Origin of the sequence: Streptomyces sp. NPDC087310, assembly GCF_044744405.1 — a bacterium.
GTDB lineage: Bacteria > Actinomycetota > Actinomycetes > Streptomycetales > Streptomycetaceae > Streptomyces.
Window position 1 is genome coordinate 311,222 of sequence record NZ_JBIUYF010000003.1, and the last position, 18,574, is coordinate 329,795.

The following is an 18,574-nucleotide window of genomic DNA, read 5'->3' on the forward strand; positions in this document are numbered from 1 at the left end:
GCCCATGCGCCGACAGGTCCCCGCCGGAGGGCCGAACGGCCCGCAGGACGGCACCGGACAGCCCCAGCGGGCCGCCCGCCCGGGGGCGGATCGTGAAAGCCGGTCTCCCCCGATCGGATGAAGGGCACGCGATGAGATTCCGCAGGGCCGGTGACGTGATGACCGCGGACGCCATTCGCGCGGAAGCCGCCACGCCGATCGCCGACGTGGCCCGGTGGATCGCGGAGCACGGAATCGGCGGTCTGCCGGTCGTGGACGACGACGACAAGGTGATCGGAGTCGTCGCCCGTTCCGATCTCGCCCCGTACCAGGACGGGACAGGGCGCTTCGCACGCCCCGACGAGGCCCCCCTGCCCGCCCGGCCGGATGCCGCGGGCCTCACCGCCGGTGAGCTGATGTCAGCTCCGGCGGTCACCGTCCACGCGGTCGACTCCCTCGCACTGACCGGTCGCACCATGGCCGACCGCCGTGTCGGCCGGCTGCCGGTGGTGGACGAGGAGGCCCGCCTCGTCGGCATCCTCACCCGGCGTGACCTGCTGCGGGTGTTCGTCCGCCCCGATTCCGACCTCCGCGACGAGATACTCGACGAGGTCGTGGTCCGCGCCCTGTGGCTCGATCCCGCCCTGCTCACCGTGTCGGTCGTCGACGGCGTGGTGACCTTGCGCGGCCGTCCGGGGTGTGACGTGGACGCGTCCGTCGCGACGGGGATGGTGGCCCGCGTCGACGGGGTGGTCGCGGTGGTGAACGAACTGACCGGCCGGTGCGCACACGCTTCCCGATGAGGTGCGACGAAGATGACCACGACAAGGAACATGTTCGACGGGCTGCCCCCCGACCGGCGCGAACGACTGCGGGAAGTCGTCACGGACGTGACCTTCCCCGATGGCACACGCATTTTCGACGAGGGCCGGCGTGCCGACCGGTTCTGGGTCGTACGCAGCGGCCAGGTGGCGCTGGACGTGCATGTTCCCGGGCGACAGGCGGCGGTCGTCGAGACGCTGGGTCCCGGTGCACTGCTCGGCTGGTCCTGGCTGTTCCCTCCGTACGTGTGGCACCTGGGCGCGCAGGCCGTCCGTACCGTCCGGGCCGAACAGTTCGACGCGACGGTCGTGCGGGCCCTGTGCGAGGCCGACCCCGTGTTCGGCCGCGTGGTGTACCGGACCGTGGCCGAGGTGCTGGCGGACCGGCTACGAGGCAGCCGTACCCGTCTCCTGGACCTGTACGGACCGCAGGGCAGCGGCACGCCACCCGGGTGATCGGTTCCGCCGCGCGTCACCCGGGGCCCGTTCGGCCCTGGCCCGCACGGCGGAGCGGGGCCACGATGGAGGGGGCACGGGGCCTGAGCCACGAGCGCGTCGGAGGAGAGAGTGTGAGCGAGGAACGGCAGGTCTCACCGCAGAACCCGATCCGGGTCTTCCTGCTCGACGACCACGAACTCGTCCGGCGTGGCCTGCGGGATCTGCTCGACGCGGAACCGGACCTCGACGTCGTGGGCGACGCGGGCACGGTCGACCACGCTCTCGCCCGTGGACCCGCGCTGCGGCCGGACGTGGCCGTGCTCGACGTACGGCTGCCTGACGGGGACGGCATCACGGTCTGCCGGGAGCTGCGTTCGCGGATGCCGGACCTCGCCTGCCTGATGCTCACGTCGTTCGACGACGACGATGCGCTGCTGGACGCGATCATGGCCGGGGCGGCGGGCTACGTGCTGAAGGACATCAAGGGCGCGGATCTCGTCGCGGCCGTACGGACCGTCGCCTCCGGTCAGTCCATGCTCGACCCCGCGACCACGACGCGGCTGATGAGCAGTCTGCGGGGCGAGGAGGACGGCACCGGTGCCGAGGCGGACGCGCTGTCCCAGCTCTCGCCGCGTGAGCGGGAGATCCTCGTGCTGATCGGGGAAGGGCTGACCAACCAGGAGATCGGCAAGCGCCTTTTCCTGTCGGAGAAGACCGTCAAGAACCACATCTCGCGCCTGCTGGCGAAGCTCGGCGTCGCGCGGCGTATCCAGGCCGCCGTTCTCGCCACCCAGTCCACCGCGCGCCCCGTCACCGGCGAACACGGACACCGCTGACCCCTGCGATCCGCAGGACGCCGGGCCCGGTCGCGATCCGCGGGACGCCGGCTCACGTACGGACGAGGGGCACCGTCCACACCAGCCGGGTACCCCCTTGGCGGGGTGTTCCGACGGTCAGCCCGCCACCGAGGCTCTCCGCCCGCCGGGCGAGGTTGTCGAGCCCGCTGCGGTGCCCGTCCGGTGCGATGCCGGTGCCGTTGTCGGAGACGGTCAGGGTCAGCAGCCCGTCGCGGACCACGAGGGAGACCTCGGCGGCGTCGGCGTGGGCGTGCCGCCCGACATTGCTCAGCGCCTCGCCCAGGACCGCCACGACATGGTCCCCGGTCTCCACCGGCACATCGGTGTCGATCAGGCCTTCCATCCTCACGGCGGGGGTGAAGCCGAGGGCTCCCACGGCCTCCTCCACCACGGTGGTCGCCCGCGCCCGCAGCCCCTGCCGGGCACGTCCCGTGTCGCGGGACCGCAGCCCGAAGATCGTCGAACGGATGATCTTGATCGTCTCGTCGAGATCGTCCACGGCGCGCAGCAGCCGTTCGCGCGCCTCCGGGTGATCCACGAACCGGACAGCGCTCTGCAGGGTCATGCCGGTCGCGAACAGCCTTTGGATGGCCAGATCGTGCAGGTCACGGGCGATCCGGTCGCGGTCTTCCAGGAGGGCGACCTGTTCGGCGCCGCGGCGCCGATCGGCCAGCTCCATGGCGAGCGCCGCCTGCCCGGCGAAGGCACGCAACGGGGCCGTTCCGGCCTCGGTGAACGGCTCCCGTGCGGCACTCCGTGCCAGGAGCAGCACGCCTCGTGCCGTACCGCCGACGGCCAGGGGAACCGCGACGGCGGACCTCAGGCCGTGCCACCGCGGCGGGCCCGCGGTGATGCGCGGATCGTGCCGCACGTCCCGGCTGATGAGCGTCGTCCCGGCCCGGAACGACGCGCCGACGAGGGAACCCTCGCCGGGCAGGACCAGCCCGTCGTGGAGGTCCGCGTCGACGCCGGTGGCGTACGCCACCCGCAGGCTGTCGCCCTCGACCGGCAGTGCCAGCGCGCCCAGATCGGCGGTGAGGATCCGGCGTGCGTGGCCGACGATCAGGCGCAGCACCTGGTCCTCGTCCTGCCCCGACAACAGGCCGGAAACGATCTCCGCGTTGGCTTCCAGCCAGCGCTGCCGGTCGCACGACGTCGCGTACAGCCGCGCGTTCTCGATGGCCGCCCCTGCGGCCATGGCCAGTGTCATGAGGACGGTCTCGTCCTCGGCGCCGAAGGCGGCGGTGCCCCGCTTCTGCGTGAGGTACAGGTTGCCGAACACCTTGTCACCCACCTTGATCGGCACCCCCAGGAACGAGTGCATCGGCGGGTGGTTCGGCGGGAATCCGTACGAGGCGGGGTGCTCGGACAGCTCCGGCAGGCGCAGGGGCCCGGGGTGGCGGATCAGCTCGCCGAGGATGCCGTGACCGGAGGGGAGCGGGCCGATCGCCCGCGCCTGCTCCTCGCTCACGCCGGTGGTCAGGAACTGTGAGAGACCGGCGTCCTCGCCGACCACGCCGAGGGCTCCGTACTCTGCGTCCACGAGCACGGTGGCCGCTTCGACGACGTGCCGCAGCACCTGAGGCAGTTCCAGCTCCCGGCCGACCGAGAGGACCGCTTCGAGCAGGCTCCGCATCGACTCGCCGGGACTCCGCTCCACCACGGCCAGATGCGCGCGCAACTCCCTGGGCAGCACGTCCCGCCCTGGAGACTCGCCGCTCGCCCGCCTGCCGCCGTCCTCGGTCACCGTGTCCTCCGTCGGGCCCCGCCGAGCGGAGCGGAGTACTCCACGTCTCCACGGTAACGGTCCACGGCGTCCAGGCATCTCGCGGCCGATCGCAGCGCGTGGCCGACCACCCGTGAACGTGAACGGATCCGCTCACACGGTGGACCGCTCCAGGACCACCTTCAGCGCGCCTTCGGCTGCGGCTTCCGAGAACACCCCGTACGCCTCCTCCATCGCGTCGAGTCCGAAGCGGTGCGTGACCAGCGCCGCCGTGGGCAGCCGGCCCGCCGCCGCCATCCGGAGCAGCATCGGGGTCGAGCTGGTGTCGACCAGCCCGGTCGTGATGGTCACATCCTTGATCCACAGCTCTTCGAGGTGCAGCACCGCCGGTTTGCCGTGCACCCCGACATTGGCGACATGGCCGCCGGGACGTACCACCCGGGTGCACAGCTCGAAGCTCTCCGGCACGCCCACGGCCTCGATGGCCACGTCCGCCCCGTATCCCTCGGTCAGATCGGCGACCAGCCGCGCGGGATCCTCCTCCGCGCTCACGACGGCGTCGGCCCCGAGCCCGCGTGCCGCCGCCAGCCGGGACGGGTCCGGGTCGACGGCGATGATCCGGCCAGGACCGAACAGTCCCGACGTGACGATCGCGGCCAGCCCGACGGGGCCCGCGCCCACCACGACCACGGTGTCTCCGGGGCGGACACGTCCGTTCAGGACACCCACCTCGTAGGCGGTGGGGAAGATGTCGGCCAGCAGCACCGCGTCGTCGTCGCCGAGAGGGGCGGGCAGCGGGTGGAGGGAGAGATCGGCGAAGGGAACGCGCGTGTACTCGGCCTGGGTCCCGTCGATCAGATGCCCCAGTACCCAGCCCCCGCCGCCCAGGCACTGGCCGTACCGGGACTCCCGGCAGTAGCGGCAGCGCCCGCACGCGCAGATGCAGGAGACCAGGACCCGGTCCCCGGGCCGTACGGACCGTACCTCCGCGCCCACCTCCACGACCTCGCCGACGGCCTCGTGGCCGAGGACGGTTCCCGGCACGACCTCCGGTACGTCCCCTTGGAGGATATGGAGGTCGGTGCCGCAGATCGTGACGGCGCCGATCCGTACGATCGCGTCCGCCGCGTCCTTGACGCCAGGATCCGGAACCTCGTCCCAGGACGATTTTCCGGGCCCGTGGAAGACCAGTGCCTTCATTGACGTCGCCTCCTGACCGTGACAGAGCGTGGGGCGGGGCGCTCAGTCGTGCTGAACCGGGATGGTCCGGGTCGCGGTCTCCGCGCCGGGAACCGGAACCGTGACGGTGAGCACGCCGTCCTTGTACGCGGCGGTGGCCTCCTCACCCCGCGCCCCGGCAGGCAGCCGCACGGACCGCATGAAGGTGCCGTAGTGGAATTCCGTACGGTTCTTCTCCTGGGACTCCGAGCTGCGTTCGGCCCGCAGTGTCAGGATGCCCTCCGCCACGGTGAGTTCGAGGTCCTTGGCCGGGTCGATTCCCGGCAGCTCCGCGCGGAGGGCGTACGTGCCGTCCGTGAGGGATTCCTCGATACGGATGCTGTGGAGCCCCGGTACCTGGTGGAGCCAGGGGGCGCCTTCCTCCGCCCAGCCCAGCAGATCGGGCAGTCCGGACGGCCGGCGCACCCTGCGTTCGATCTTCCCGCTCATGTCGGCCTCCTTCTGATTCCAGCCGGTGCTGTTCTCCACTCCCATGGTCCGGCCCGGCCCCGCACTTGGTGAGTGCCGACCGGTCCTCCGCGCGTGGGCCGATCGCCACGCCGGGCGAACCGGCGCCCCGGACGGTCATCGGTGCCGGATTCCCGGCGACGGGTCACGCGTGGGGCACGACGGCCACCGGGCAGGGAGCGTGATGCACCGCCGCCGACAGCACGTGACCGATACGGGGGGCGAGCACGGGACGCCTGATCCGGCGTCCGACGACGAGCAGTCCCGTTCCCGCGATGTCCCGTACGACGGCACGCCCCGGGCTCTCCATCCGTACGCTCTCCACCACGCTCACGTCCGGGAACCGGTCGCGCCACGGGCGCAGTGCCCGGGTCAGGTCCTGTTGTGCCCGGGTGGTCATCTCGTGGGAGAGGTACGGGTCGATGCCTCCACGGTTGTACGCCGGGGGCGGCAGATTCCTGCCGTGCACCACCCGCAGGACGGCCCCGCGCCGGGCCGCCGTCCCGAACCCGTAGGCGAGGAGCGCGTCGCACGTCCCGTGCAGGCTCAGGCCGAGCACCACGTCGCCGTTCTCCTTGATCGAGGCCGGGTCCTCCCTCGCGCGTACGAGGACCGTGACGGCCTCGGTCCGTGCCAGTACGTGCATGCCGATGTCGCCGAGGAAGTAACCGGCCAGGCCGGTCACGTCACGTGAGCCCAGCACCAGCGACTGCGACTCCATCGCCACGGCGAGCAGTGCCTCCACCGGTTCCTCCGCGACCAGGTCCTGGTACACCGGCAGACCCGGGAACCGCTCCTCGATCGTTCTGGCCGCCTCGGCGACGATCCGCTTGGGCCAGTAGTTCCGGTCGTTCTCCTGCGGCTGGTCGCCCCGTTCGGGGGCGAGCATCACCCAGGCGTGCAGCAGCCGCAGGGTCGCGCCACGCGCGGACGCCTCCTGAGCTGCCCAGAGCGCGGCGGAGAGCGACTCGGGGGTGCCGTCCAGCCCTACGGTGACCACCGGATTCACGGCATCACCCGCGTTCATGGCATGGCTCCGTCTCCGGTACGGACGGCGCGTCCTGTGTGATCCGCCCGGTACGTGAGCCTTTCGGAGACCGAGACGACACCGTCCACGCTGGTGCACAGCCGTATGAGTACGGGGATCAGCCTGCTGTCGTCCACCGTGCCGCGCAGGAAGACCTGCCCCTCGGTGACCTCGACGGTGACGTCCGACGGCGCCAGACCCAGCGTCGCGCCCAGCACGTCGTGGGTGATCTCCTCACGGATCGCCGGGTCCCGCCGCAGGAACACCCGGAGCAGGTCAGCCCGGCTGACGATGCCGAGCAGCCGGTCAGCCTCGTCGACCACCGGCAACCGCTTGACGTTCTGCACGGCCATGAGCCGCGCGGCCTCCACGACCGTCCACTCCGGATGCGCGCACAGCGCCGGGGCGGACATGATCTCTCCGGCGTCACGGCCCTCGGCCCTGGCCCGCTCCCACGCCTCGAGGTGCGGCAGCGGAGTCCTGCCCGACAGGTCCGAGCGGTCGGCCGCCTTGCGCAGCAGATCCGCCTCCGAAACGATTCCGGCCGGGCGGCCCGCACCGTCGAGCACGGGCACGGCGCTCACGTTGTGCTCCATGAGGGTCCGGGCGATTTCCTTGAACGGTGTATCGATCCGCACGCTCACGACACCGCGGGTCATGAGCTCACTGATCTTTCGGTGATCCATGTCCTGGCTCCCTCTTGTCACCGCGACCGCCGTGCGACGGCCACCCCTCAAGCGTGGGCTCCTGCCCCCGTCCGCGACAGGAGCCACCCGGCCCTTCCGTACGACCGGGAAGCCCCGAGGGTCATGGTCCGATGGGGGCCATGAGGCTCGGAGCAGGGCCTACCGGCCCCTGCCGCGTGCTCCTCCCCCCGGTGGAGGCTGGAGGCGAGGAACACGACATGACCCGGGAGGACCTGGTGTCCGTACACACACCGGACAAGGTGGCCGTGGCCCATCTGGTCCGCGACGCGACCACCGCACCGTCCATGCACAACGCGCAGCCCTGGCGCTTCCGCTACGCCCGTGGCAGCCGGACCTTCAGCCTCTTCGCGGACCTGACACGCGCCATGCCGCACGCCGACCCCACCACCCGCGGGCTGCACATCGGCTGCGGCGCGGCCCTGTTCAACCTGCGGGTCGCCGCGGCCCACGCCCGTCTGCGGCCGGTGACCCGGCTGCTCCCCGACGCCGCGGCCCCCGATCTGCTGGCGACCGTACGGCTCGACGCCCCCGAAGGCCCCGCCGACGGACTCACCGTGCTCCACCCGGCGATCCACGACCGTCACACGAGCAGATACCCCTTCACCGGCCGACGCGTCCCGGCCGAGGTCCGGCACGCGCTCACCGAGGCCGCGCAGCGCGAGGAAGCCGAACTGACCTTTCCGGCCGGGTCCCACCTCCGGACCGTGCTCGACCTGATCCGGGACGCCGAGGGATACGACCACATGGACGTCCGCCGGGAGGCGGAGACGGAGCGGTGGACACGGGACACCACCGCGGAAGCACCCGTGGACGGCATACCGGAGTACGCCTTCGGGCCGCTCAAGCGAGGCGGATCGGCTCCCGTCCGGGACTTCGCCGGCCGTACGCCGGCTCACGGCCGTGCCCTGGCCGACTTCGAGGACCGTCCCCAACTGGCTCTGCTCCGTACCGCGGGAGACGGACCGGCCGACTGGCTGCGCGCGGGACAGGCCCTCGAACGGGTCCTGCTCATCGCCACGCTCCACGGCCTGAGCACGTCCTTCGCCACCCAGGCACTCGAATGGCCCGAACTGCGCTGGATACTGCGCGACCCGGACTCGGGCAGGGGGCACGTCCAGATGGTGATCAGGCTGGGCTACGGGCCGGCAGGGGCGAAGACACCCCGCCGCCCCGTATCGCACGTGCTGGTGGTCGAGGACTGACCACCGGCCGTCACGCACTCCGAGAGCCCACATCTCCGAAAGGAAAGGCGGTGAGAAGGATGGAGCTTCCCGTGGTGGTGGGGGTGGACGGTTCGGAAGGCAGTCTTCAGGCGGTCGACTGGGCGGCGGCCGAGGCGGAGCGCTCCGGCCGGCCCCTGAGAGTGGTGCACGCCTCGCTGTGGGAGCACTACGAGGGGATACGGCCGAGGCTCTCGCAGGACCGGCCCTCCGAGCAGGTCTTCGCGGAGAATCTCGTCGCGGCGGCCGAGGAACGCGTGCGTCGGCAGACCCCCGACGTGAAGATCTCCACCGATGTGCGGCCCGACGATCCGGTGGCCGCGCTTCTCGAAGAGGGGACCGAGGCGGCACTCCTCGTCGTCGGACCACGGGGACACGGTCCGATCGGGGGCATGCTCCTGGGATCGGTGAGCCTGACCGTCGCCGCCCGGGCGTCCTGCCCGGTGGTCGTGGCCCGCGGCGCCGAGCCCAGCAGACGTTCCACGTACGGCCGTGTCGTCCTGGGCGTCGGGGAGACAACCGGATCCACCAGCGTTGCCCGTTTCGCCTTCCACCAGGCTCGGTCGAGGGGGGCCGAACTGACCGCGGTACGCGCCTGGCGGTGTCCACCGTACGAGAACATGCCGTACCCGCTGGTCGACGGAGAGCAGAAGCGGGCCTACCAGCAGCGGGCCGACGAGTGCCTGGACCAGGTTCTCGGTGTCACCGCCCGCGAGGTCCCGGAGGTCACCGTACGGCGGAGACTCGTCCAGGGCACGGCGCACCAGGCGCTCATCGAGGAGTCCGCGAGCGCGGACCTGCTGGTCGTCGGAGCACAACGGCGACACGGAGTGGTCGGGCTGCAGCTCAGCCGGGTCAACCACGCGATGCTGCACCACGCCCCGTGTCCCGTCGCGGTCGTCCCGGAAGGACACTGACCGGCCGGGCTGGACGGCCGGACCGAAGCGACCGGGCCGGTGGAGAGGAACCGGGCCCGCGAAAGGAGCGATCATGAAGGCCAAGCAGTGGAGCGCGCAGATCTACCTCACGGAGGACGGTGACGAGACGCGTGCGCGTGCGGTCCTGATGACGCAGGACTCCTCGCACACGGACACCTCGCGCGTGGTGGGCAGAGGGGTGGCGCGGCGGAATCCGATCGACCGCTCCATCCCCGAGATCGGCGACGAACTGGCCGCGAGCCGCGCGCTGGAGGACCTCGCCGTCCGTCTGCACGATGTCGCGTCCGATGACATCGTGCAGTTGACCGGACCCGCCGACCCGTCCCTGTGGTGAGGTCACCCGTGGGCCCTCGGCGCCGGCATCAGCCGCGCGGGATCACGGCGACCGGACAGGGTGCGTGATGCAGGACCGCGTGGGTGACCCGCCCCAGCGGGGAGCCGATACGGTGCGCGGGCCTGCGTGCGCCCACCACGAGCAGGTCCGCGTCCTGGGCCGCTTCCACCAGGGCTCCGGCGACGGAGGTGGCGCGGACGGTTTCCACGGTGACCGTGAGTTCCGGAAACTCCTTCCGGACCGGCTCGACCATGTGTGCCGTGGCTTCGCTCTCCGCCTCGGCGAGTCCGCTGAGATCGTCGACCATCGTCGCCATGGACCCCACGTTCTGGAGGAACATCCAGACGCTGACCACCCGGAGCGAGGCGTGGCGCAGCCGCGCGGTCCGTGCCGCGTACATCAGGGCGTCCCGGTCGCCGTCGTCCCGGACCGCGACCGTCACGACGCCGCCCGCGTCCTCGGTGACGTGACGCACCACGACCACCGGGCCGTTCGCGCGCGCGGCGGTACGGAGCCCGACCGAGCCCACGAGCAGGGCGGTGAATCCGCCCAGTCCCCGGGAACCGACCACGACGGTGCCGTCCTCCCCCGCCGCCTCCAGCAGGCTCTCCGCCGCCTCGTCCCGACTCAGCACCGTGGAGACGGGGATGTCCGCGTGTTCGCGTGCCACCCGCGCCGCCGCCGCGTCGAGCGTGTCCCGAGCCTCGCGGAGGATGGTGTGAGTGTCGTCGAAGGCCAGGTACTGGGCCTGTTCGACCCCGATCGCGTGAACGACGGTCAGGGGCCGGTTCCGCGAGGCTGCCTCGTCGGCGGCCCAGAGCACCGCCCTGGTGGCGTGGTCGGAACCATCGGTGCCGGCCACCACCGGTCCGAGCGCCCGCGCACCGGACGTGCCGCTGCCCCTCGTACTGCTGTCCATGGCCTGCCTCCTCCTGGTCCGATGCCCGTGGTCCGATGCCCGTGGTCCGATGCTCGTGGTCCGATGCCCGCCGAGGAGCGCCCGGAGCGGTCTCCTCCCACGTGGCCCTTCCCACGCTGCCGGGCCGGTGCGGGCGGCGGCGAGGGCCGTCGGGGGCGCTTCGGGGGCCTGAAGGGCCCAAAGGACGTCCGTGATCTCCCTGCGAACCTCTCAGCCGGGTGCCATGTACGGCCGCCGGAAGACGCTCGTCCGCTCGGTGCCGTCGGGACGCACCGCCGCGACCGCTCGCCCGACCGAGGCATCCAGAGTCCCGCTGGTGTCCAGCGTGACGGCCTCCGGCCACGGTTCCGCCGCCGCCTCCATCGCCTCGCCCACATCGGGACCGGCGTCGGACGGGCCCGGCGGGCGGGCCGCGAGCCGGTGCGCGGCGACTTCCCGCGGGACCTCGCAGCGCAGGGAGACCAGATCGGCACCGTGGTGACGGGCCGCTTCGGCGGCGGCACTCCGCCACTCCCCGGCGTTCCAGGTCGCGTCGAGCACCACCGATTCCCCGGCGGACAGCAGCACCGAGGCGCGGTCGATCAGTGCGCCGTAAGTGCGCCGCGTCCACGCGGGGGTGTAGACGCCCTTCTCGTACTCGGCGGGCGCGGGCCGCTCGGGCGGGAGGCCCGCCAGTTCCTTGCGCAGCCGGTCGCTGCTCAGCAGGGTGAGGCCGAGCCGGTCGGCGAGCGCGCCGGCCAGCGTGGACTTGCCACTGGCGGGCAGGCCGCCGACCAGGACGAGCCGAACCGCGGAGGTCCGCAGATGACGCACCGTGATGTCGGCGAACCGTTCCGCCTCGGACCGTGCGGCAGGAACGCCCTGCTGTTCCCGGAACAGGGAGACCTTGGCACGGACGAAGGCCCGGTAGGCGACGTAGTGGTGACGCAGGGACGGTGGCGCGTGGTCGCCCGAGTACTCGCTGTAGCGGGCGAGGAAGTACGCGGCGGCCTCCGGCGCCCCCAGCCGTTCCAGGTCCATGGTGAGGAAGGCCGCGTCGTCGAGGCCGTCGACGTAGCGCAGCGTGTCGTCGAATTCCAGGCAGTCCAGGACACGGGGCCCGTCGTCGAGGCAGAAGATGTCCTCGGCCAGCAGGTCGCCGTGGCCGTCCACCACGCGCTCCTCACGGACACGGGTGTCGAAGACGTCCTTCCGGCCGGCCAGATAGCGGCGTACGAGATGCGTGATCTCATCGAAGTGCGGCAGTGGGGGCCGCGCGTCCAGCGCGTGGATCTGTTCGAAGCTCGCCTCCCAGCGGGCGAGCAGGGCGTCCCGGGTTCCCTCGCGGGAGATCACAGCGGTCCGGGGGGAATCGGCGTGGCACGCCGCGAGCACCCGGGCGGTCCGCCGCAGCGCGTCGTCGACCGGAGCCCCGACGGCGACCAGATACGCGAGTCTGCGCTCGGCCGGCATCCGGCGCATCACCACGACCGGTTCGGGCGGACCGCCCCATGGGAGGCCGAGTTCGGCGACCCCGTCGTAGACGTCGGGGGCGAAACGCCGGTTGAGCAGGACCTCCCGTTCGCACGCCGTCTGCCGGGCAGGGGCGGTACGGAAATCGAGAAAGCCGAGGTCGACGGGTTTCTTCACTTTGTAGGCGTGGTCCCCGACGAACAGCACGACCGCGGTGTGCGTCTCGGCCACCGCGGCTGCCCGTGAGGCGTCCGCACCGCTGGACCTTTCTCCGGAATTCGATGACATCACCGGCTCCTCCGCGCAGCGACCGGCCCGCCGGGCCGGGGTGAACCTGTCCATGGTGCGCGGCCGTCGCGCCGGGTGTGTAGGGCCGAGTAGTCCCCCTGTGCGCCCCGTGTGGGCCGGTCAGCCCTCTCCCGGAACCGGCCGGCCCACGCGCGGACCTCGGCCCGGCGAGCAGGGTGAGGTGGAGAAGGAGCCCGAACCCGAAGGATGTGCGTTCACCATGCCGGATCACATGCGGGGGGAATCACACGGCAGGACCGTTCACGCGCCGCGGAGCGACCTGGGCAGACGTATCACGGCCCGCCGGGAACAGTTGGGACTGAGCCGGGAGGAGGTGGCCGAGCGCGCGGGATCCGCTACCGGCTACGTCGAATACGTCGAGGAACGGCAGGCGACCCCGGGCGTCGGATTCATGCTGAGGCTCGCCGACGCGCTGGAGACAACGGTCGACATGCTGACCGGAAGCGGAACGGAGCTGCCGCCCGGCACCGGGCGAGCCGCCTACCATCCGGAGCTGACGACTCTCAGCGGCGAGGAATGCCGTGATCTGCTGTCGACCCACGGGGTCGGCAGAGTAGCCGTCTCCACGTGGGACGGCCCGGCCGTCGTTCCCGTCAACTACGTTGTCGTCGGCGACGAGATCGCCTACCGGACCGCTCCCGGGACAGCGACAGCCGAGGCCGTCGGCCAGGAGGTCGCCTTCGAAGTCGATCACATCGACGACGCGATGAGCAGAGGCTGGAGCGTCAACGTCGTCGGGGCGGCTCGGTCGGTCACCGAGGACCGGGAGGTACGGCGACTGGAACAGCACGCACGCACCACGCCTTGGGCGGGCGGCGACCGCCGGCTGTGGGTGTCGATCACGCCCACCCGCACAACGGGCCGACGCATCGACATCCAGCCCCCGGCCGGGCGGACACCCGCCCCAGGTGAGCCCTGACCTCGGCCCGGACGGCATCGCCGCGTGCTCCCGCCAAGTACCGCCAATGGGCAGAAAAGCCCCCTGAAACTGCGTTTCCGCAGTTCAGAGGGCATCTAACTGTGGAGCCTAGGGGAGTCGAACCCCTGACATCTGCCATGCAAAGACAGCGCTCTACCAACTGAGCTAAGGCCCCGGGACGGGCGGGTACGCCGACCAGCAGAGATTGGCTCTCCCATCACCGGGCACCAGAGTACCGGGTGTACCGGGGGATCCCGCAAAACGATTGGGGCTCCCCGTGCGCGACCACGCTCCGTAAGATGCCCCACGAGGTTCGCAGCAGTGAAGCTGCCGCATTGGGGAAGCGATGGGGAGACGCGCATGGATGCCGCACAGCAGGAATCGACTGCCAGAGCCAGAGAGCTCCAGAGAAGCTGGTACGGAGAGCCTCTGGGGGCGCTCTTCCGTCGCCTCATCGATGACCTGGGTCTGAACCAGGCACGGCTCGCGGCCGTGCTGGGGCTGTCGGCGCCGATGCTCTCGCAGTTGATGAGTGGCCAGCGCGCGAAGATCGGCAACCCGGCGGTGGTCCAGCGTGTGCAGGCGCTGCAGGATCTCGCGGGGCAGGTGGCGGACGGCAGCGTCAGCGCCGGGGAGGCCACCGACCGGATGGAGGAGATCAAGAAGTCCCAGGGGGGCTCCGTCCTGACGGGTACCAGCCAGACGACGAACAGTTCGGGCGCGCCCACCGTGCGCCGGGTGGTGCGGGAGATCCAGTCCCTGCTGCGGTCGGTCGCCGCGGCCGGCGACATCATAGACGCGGCGGACTCCCTCGCCCCGACCCAGCCCGAACTGGCAGAGTTCCTCCGGGTCTACGGTGCCGGGCGCACCGCGGACGCGGTCGCCCATTACGAGGCGCACCAGAGCTAGAGCGACACGCGACAAGCGTGCAGCAGTAGGCGGTACGGGCAGGGCAAGGGCGGAAGTCCGCCGGACACGACGACGGGGAGCGAGCGCGGCGCCATGGGTGAGGTCTTCGCGGGGCGGTACGAGCTGATCGACCCGATCGGCCGCGGCGGTGTGGGCGCCGTCTGGCGCGCCTGGGACCACCGGCGGCGCCGTTACGTGGCCGCGAAGGTCCTCCAGCAGAGCGACGCGCACACCTTGCTGCGGTTCGTCCGCGAGCAGGCGCTCAGGATCGATCATCCGCATGTCCTCGCCCCGGCGAGCTGGGCAGCGGACGACGACAAGGTGCTGTTCACCATGGATCTGGTGACCGGCGGCTCGCTGGCGCATGTCATCGGCGACTACGGCCCGCTGCCGCCCCGCTTCGTCTGCACCCTGCTCGATCAGTTGCTCGCCGGTCTGGCCGCGGTGCACGCGGAGGGGGTCGTGCACCGCGACATCAAACCGGCCAACATCCTGCTGGACGCCACCGGAACGGCGCGGCCGCACCTGCGCCTGTCCGACTTCGGCATCTCCATGCGCAAGGGGGAGCCGCGGCTGACGGAGACCAACTACGTGGTGGGAACGCCCGGTTACTTCGCGCCCGAGCAGATGATGGGCGCGGAACCGGACTTCCCCGCGGATCTCTTCGCGGTGGGCCTGGTCGCGCTCTACCTGTTGCAGGGCCGCAAACCCGACTCCAAGGCGCTCGTCGAGCATTTCGCGGCGCACGGCACCCCGGGGGCGCCGCAGGGCATCCCTGAGCCGCTGTGGCAGGTTCTGGCGGGGCTGGTCCAGCCCGACCCGGAGGCCAGGTTCCGTACGGCCACGGGGGCGCGCAAGGCGCTGACGACGGCCGTGGATCTGCTCCCCGAGGCCGGGGAGGAAGAGGAGCCGGTCGAGATCTTCGACCAGATCGGTCCGCTGCCTCCCGGGTTCGGCCCGTCCGGCCCCGTGAAGGAGCCCGAGCCGAAGGCGGAGCCCGAGCCCGCCCCGGATCCCCGGCCGGCCCCCGCCCCCGTCCCGGCCCCCGCGCACGAGGCCGTCCCCGCCCCGGAACCGCCCGTCGAGCCGTCCCCCACGCCTCCGCCCACCCCCATGTCGGAGACCGGCAGCTTCCATCTCCCCCCACCGCCGGTCCGGCAGCAGGCACCCCAGCAGCAGCCCCAGCCCAACCCCCCGTCCCACCCTCAGCCGTACCCCTCAGCGGCCGAGCTGGCCCACTCCCAGGCGCAGACCGCGGCCGTACGGCAGGACTACAGCCTCACGCGTCCGTACACCGCCCAGAGCCCGCAGGCGCCCCTCCCGCAGGCATCCCTGCCGCAGCAGGCCCAGCCGCCGCAGCCACAGCCGCAGTCGGCGCACCGTACCGTCGCCCACCACGCGCCCCGCAAGCGCCCGGGACCGCCCCCGAAGGTGACGGTCCCGGTCCTGCTGCTGGCGCTGGCCTGTTTCGCGGTCGGCTTCTGGGCGCTCACCCAGGTCTGACAGGTCTGACAGGTTCGAAGCGCGGCCCCGCCGGTCACGGACCCTGTACGGCCCCGCCCCGGCCGCCGCCCGCCCCGCCCCGTCGCGCGAGCAGCGTCCACACGCCGAGCCCGAGCACCAGTGCCGTGCCCGTGCCGATCCCGCCCGCCGCGACCAGCGCCATCGTGTCGCTCCTGGCCTCGTCCGGCGCCGCCTGGCCGTCCTGGGCCGCGTCCCGGTCGTCGTCGGTCACGCTGAACAGGCCGGCGGGCCCGTCGTAGCCCGGTCCGGTCTTCGGCGTGCCCTTGACGTCGACCCGCAGCGTCAGCCCGTACGGCTTCCGGCCGAACGTCGTGCCGACCTCCGGGTTGAGGCTGATCCGCAGGTAGTACCAGCCCGCGAACCGCATGTCCTGGTCGCCGGAGCGGTAGCCGAAGCGGTTCTCGTACGCCACCGGCGGCAGCGGGTCGAGGGCGGTCGTCTTCTGCTTGCCGTCGTACGAGACCGAGCTGCTGCCGCTCACGTACCCGAGCGCCGGGTTGTACAGGGACACCCCGAGCGCGCCGCCCACGAACCCGTCCCCGTCCGAGCTGCCGAGGTCGGCGCTGGCGAAGAGCTGCTGCCCCCAGTCGACGGGCACCCGGTAGAAGAGGGTCGCCCCCGGCTCGATCTTCGTCGTCCACTCGCCCGACTCCAGCCCCTTGGCGTCGGTGAAGCCGTTGCCGCCCGCCCGCTCGCGCACGGCGCCCGCGACCGGCTCGGGGGAGGCGCTGGGCCACTGCGAGGGCGCCTGGGTCGGCCCGGTCGCCTTCAGCCCCGGTTCGGTGACATGGCGGATCTCCAGCTCCCACGGCGTGGCCGAGGAGGTCTTCTCACTGGTCCGCTCGATGACGACGTAGTACGGCCCCGACTCCTGGCAGGTGGACGAGCCTTCCTTGAGCACCCGGTAGGCGTAGGCGGCGAGCGGCCGGGCGAACTCGCCCTGCGTACCGAAGTTCGAATAGTTCGAACTGCAGTCGGTGCCCTCGCGGTTCTGGAACGACACCTCGATCTTGTCCCCGAAGGCGACCTTCGTACCGGGCTCGGGCACGGCGACCGCGGAGACGTAGTCGCTCGTGTTCTTCGTCAGGTCCAGCCGGTAGACGCGCTTCTCGCCCGGCTTGATCGCGTCCCGGTAGACGGCGCCGGTGTCCAGCGCCTTCGCCTCGCTCGTGGTCGCCGCGCCGGTGATCTGCCGCGCGTCGGGCGCGAAGGCGTACGGAGCCGGCTCGCCCGCCGCCCACGCCTGCCCCGGCAGCGCGGCGACCGCGCTCACGGCCGCCGCCACGCACATCACCGACGTCGCGGCCGCCGCCACCCGGCCCCTGCTGCGCTGCCCGTTCACGCGCTTCTCCCCCTGCCTCTGCCCGCTGCCACGTTCCGTCTGCGAGGCTCCATCCTGCCCCGGCAGCCGCGCCCCTGTCTGCCCGGGCGGTACGAGCCCTCAGGGCGACAGGCGGTACGAGCCCCCGGGGCGGCGGACAGCGGACCACGTGCGCCACCAGGCCCCGGGCAGCACGAAGCCCCGGCCGCTCAGCGACCGGGGCTCGCATCAGGACTGCTGCGACTCACACACCCGAACCTGCGGGTACGGAGTCGGTCGCCTCCGTCCACAGATCCTGCTCGGCGCGGTCCGCCTGGATCTGGCGGTACACGAGGAGCCCGCCGATGGCAGCCAGTGCGACCAAGAGAAGCTTCTTCACCGCGCGACCTCGTCTTTCCTTGACGTAGGGGACTTCTGGCGCCCGACTATACACACCGATCGATATCGATCGGTGACCTGTCCGCACCCCAACTCCCGCCTTCTTCACGGCCGGACACCGACAGTAAAAGAACGGTCGCTCAACCGACGGACACGTACGCAATGAGTCGCGCATAAGGCGGGGCCGACCGATCGCGTCGCACACGACCGGCGCAATGCAATCGGCCCGTACGGAGGTGATCCGTACGGGCCGATACTCGCGGTGGGGCTAACAGGATTTGAACCTGTGGCCTCATCCTTATCAGGGATGCGCTCTAACCAACTGAGCTATAGCCCCGCGCTGCCCCTGAAGATTAGCGCACTTCAGGGCCAGCCCCAAAATCGATACCCGGTCCTCACTCGTCCTCGGCGAGCGTCAGCTCGACGCCGCCCACGAAGCCCGCGGAGAGGTTGTAGATGAAGGCCCCGAGCGTGGCCAGCGCGGTCGCCAGCACCACGTCGATCACGGCGATGACCGACGTGAAGACGAGCACCCGCGGCAGCGACAGGAACGACTGGAGATCGAACCCGTTGCTCTCGTTGGACCCGGTGGCCTCGCTGATCGTCCCGCCGACGGTCGAGAAGACGCCCATGGCGTCCATGACCATCCACAGCACCGCCGCCGCCACGATCGTGCAGACGCCGAGCGCGATGGAGAGGAGGAAGCTGACCTTCATCACCGACCACGGGTCGGCCTTGGAGACCCGCAGTCGCGCCTTGCGGGTACGGGGCGTGGTCCGCGCCCCCGTCCTCGGCAGACGCACCGCCGCGGCTGCGGCGGCGCCCGGTCCCGTCGTCGGTGTGGCGGATCCGCCGCCACCGGCGGACCCGGCGGTCCCGGTGGCGGAAGGGGCAGATGTCACGGAAGCTCCCTGTTGGCCCTGCTGTCCGGCCGGCATGGATCCCTTTCCGGCTTGAGTGGCTCCGCCGCCGGGAGAGGGATACGCCTGCGGCGGGTGGTACGGCTGAGCGGCCGGCTGCGGCTGCCCAGCGCCATAGGTCTCGTACGGGGGCTTGTTCCCCCGGGTGTCGGTCACCGTAACCCCCTGGGAGTCCGTGGCAGGGCCACGG

At 71.6% G+C, this 18,574-nt stretch carries 19 protein-coding genes and 2 tRNA genes; 9 read left to right on the plus strand and 12 right to left on the minus strand.

The window, feature by feature from the left end:
* The first annotated feature begins 131 nt into the window (after window positions 1–131).
* The 3 genes from ACIO3P_RS11930 to ACIO3P_RS11940 all read left to right on the plus strand — a co-directional run bounded on the left by ACIO3P_RS11930 (window position 132) and on the right by ACIO3P_RS11940 (window position 2,074).
* Window positions 132–782, plus strand: a complete 651-nt coding sequence (locus ACIO3P_RS11930) for a CBS domain-containing protein (protein WP_329828213.1) — start codon at window positions 132–134, stop codon at window positions 780–782.
* A 12-nt stretch (window positions 783–794) separates the two neighbouring features.
* Window positions 795–1,256, plus strand: coding sequence for a cyclic nucleotide-binding domain-containing protein (locus ACIO3P_RS11935; RefSeq protein WP_329828212.1), 462 nt, complete (start codon window positions 795–797; stop codon window positions 1,254–1,256).
* 113 nt (window positions 1,257–1,369) lie between these two features.
* Window positions 1,370–2,074: a response regulator gene (locus ACIO3P_RS11940; RefSeq protein WP_401849094.1), complete on the plus strand. Its 705-nt coding sequence runs from the start codon at window positions 1,370–1,372 to the stop codon at window positions 2,072–2,074.
* A 52-nt stretch (window positions 2,075–2,126) separates the two neighbouring features.
* On the opposite strand, the gene ACIO3P_RS11945 is transcribed toward ACIO3P_RS11940, so the two are convergent.
* The 5 genes from ACIO3P_RS11945 to ACIO3P_RS11965 form a co-directional block, all read right to left on the minus strand.
* Complete coding sequence (locus ACIO3P_RS11945) at window positions 2,127–3,842, minus strand: GAF domain-containing protein (RefSeq protein ID WP_401849095.1); 1,716 nt, start codon at window positions 3,840–3,842, stop codon at window positions 2,127–2,129.
* Window positions 3,843–3,974: 132 nt separating this feature from the next.
* Window positions 3,975–5,021: an alcohol dehydrogenase catalytic domain-containing protein gene (locus tag ACIO3P_RS11950; RefSeq protein WP_401849098.1), complete on the minus strand. Its 1,047-nt coding sequence runs from the start codon at window positions 5,019–5,021 to the stop codon at window positions 3,975–3,977.
* Between the two features lie 42 nt (window positions 5,022–5,063).
* Entirely contained in the window at window positions 5,064–5,489 is a 426-nt protein-coding gene (locus tag ACIO3P_RS11955; RefSeq protein WP_329828209.1) for an Hsp20/alpha crystallin family protein, read from the minus strand.
* A gap of 163 nt (window positions 5,490–5,652) precedes the next feature.
* On the minus strand, window positions 5,653–6,534 hold the full coding sequence (locus tag ACIO3P_RS11960) for a universal stress protein (RefSeq protein WP_401849100.1): 882 nt from the start codon (window positions 6,532–6,534) through the stop codon (window positions 5,653–5,655).
* A complete protein-coding gene (locus tag ACIO3P_RS11965) occupies window positions 6,531–7,220 on the minus strand; it encodes a CBS domain-containing protein (RefSeq protein WP_401849102.1) in 690 nt (229 codons plus the stop codon). The genes ACIO3P_RS11960 and ACIO3P_RS11965 overlap by 4 nt, the downstream gene beginning before the upstream one ends.
* A gap of 218 nt (window positions 7,221–7,438) precedes the next feature.
* On the opposite strand from ACIO3P_RS11965, the gene ACIO3P_RS11970 reads away from it, so the two are divergent.
* The 3 genes from ACIO3P_RS11970 to ACIO3P_RS11980 all read left to right on the plus strand — a co-directional run bounded on the left by ACIO3P_RS11970 (window position 7,439) and on the right by ACIO3P_RS11980 (window position 9,733).
* Window positions 7,439–8,443: an Acg family FMN-binding oxidoreductase gene (locus tag ACIO3P_RS11970; protein ID WP_329828206.1), complete on the plus strand. Its 1,005-nt coding sequence runs from the start codon at window positions 7,439–7,441 to the stop codon at window positions 8,441–8,443.
* A 59-nt stretch (window positions 8,444–8,502) separates the two neighbouring features.
* Window positions 8,503–9,378 (plus strand): universal stress protein, encoded by an 876-nt coding sequence (locus tag ACIO3P_RS11975; protein ID WP_401849532.1) that lies wholly within the window; start codon window positions 8,503–8,505, stop codon window positions 9,376–9,378.
* Window positions 9,379–9,451: 73 nt separating this feature from the next.
* Window positions 9,452–9,733: a DUF1876 domain-containing protein gene (locus ACIO3P_RS11980; RefSeq protein ID WP_329828205.1), complete on the plus strand. Its 282-nt coding sequence runs from the start codon at window positions 9,452–9,454 to the stop codon at window positions 9,731–9,733.
* A gap of 28 nt (window positions 9,734–9,761) precedes the next feature.
* Here ACIO3P_RS11980 and ACIO3P_RS11985 read toward each other — a convergent pair whose 3' ends face one another.
* Window positions 9,762–10,652, minus strand: a complete 891-nt coding sequence (locus tag ACIO3P_RS11985) for a universal stress protein (RefSeq protein WP_329828204.1) — start codon at window positions 10,650–10,652, stop codon at window positions 9,762–9,764.
* Window positions 10,653–10,862: 210 nt separating this feature from the next.
* Window positions 10,863–12,392 carry an AAA family ATPase gene (locus tag ACIO3P_RS11990; RefSeq protein WP_401849103.1) on the minus strand — a complete coding sequence of 510 codons (1,530 nt, stop codon included), beginning with the start codon at window positions 12,390–12,392 and terminating at the stop codon, window positions 10,863–10,865.
* A gap of 220 nt (window positions 12,393–12,612) precedes the next feature.
* Between ACIO3P_RS11990 and ACIO3P_RS11995 the strand changes: the two genes are divergently transcribed.
* Window positions 12,613–13,332: a pyridoxamine 5'-phosphate oxidase family protein gene (locus tag ACIO3P_RS11995; RefSeq protein ID WP_329828201.1), complete on the plus strand. Its 720-nt coding sequence runs from the start codon at window positions 12,613–12,615 to the stop codon at window positions 13,330–13,332.
* 102 nt (window positions 13,333–13,434) lie between these two features.
* Here the strand turns inward: ACIO3P_RS11995 and ACIO3P_RS12000 are convergent.
* Window positions 13,435–13,507, minus strand: a tRNA-Ala gene (locus ACIO3P_RS12000).
* A gap of 185 nt (window positions 13,508–13,692) precedes the next feature.
* Here ACIO3P_RS12000 and ACIO3P_RS12005 point away from each other — a divergent pair.
* Window positions 13,693–14,241 (plus strand): DNA-binding protein, encoded by a 549-nt coding sequence (locus ACIO3P_RS12005; RefSeq protein ID WP_329822797.1) that lies wholly within the window; start codon window positions 13,693–13,695, stop codon window positions 14,239–14,241.
* Window positions 14,242–14,334: 93 nt separating this feature from the next.
* A complete protein-coding gene (locus ACIO3P_RS12010) occupies window positions 14,335–15,744 on the plus strand; it encodes a serine/threonine-protein kinase (protein WP_401849105.1) in 1,410 nt (469 codons plus the stop codon).
* Window positions 15,745–15,778: 34 nt separating this feature from the next.
* Here ACIO3P_RS12010 and ACIO3P_RS12015 read toward each other — a convergent pair whose 3' ends face one another.
* From ACIO3P_RS12015 to ACIO3P_RS12030, 4 genes are all read right to left on the minus strand, one after another.
* Entirely contained in the window at window positions 15,779–17,107 is a 1,329-nt protein-coding gene (locus ACIO3P_RS12015; protein ID WP_401849107.1) for a hypothetical protein, read from the minus strand.
* A gap of 223 nt (window positions 17,108–17,330) precedes the next feature.
* Entirely contained in the window at window positions 17,331–17,465 is a 135-nt protein-coding gene (locus ACIO3P_RS12020) for a DLW-39 family protein (RefSeq protein WP_003958712.1), read from the minus strand.
* A gap of 262 nt (window positions 17,466–17,727) precedes the next feature.
* A tRNA-Ile gene (locus tag ACIO3P_RS12025) sits at window positions 17,728–17,801 on the minus strand.
* 58 nt (window positions 17,802–17,859) lie between these two features.
* Window positions 17,860–18,540 (minus strand): DUF3566 domain-containing protein, encoded by a 681-nt coding sequence (locus ACIO3P_RS12030; protein WP_329822800.1) that lies wholly within the window; start codon window positions 18,538–18,540, stop codon window positions 17,860–17,862.
* Window positions 18,541–18,574 lie beyond the last annotated feature (34 nt).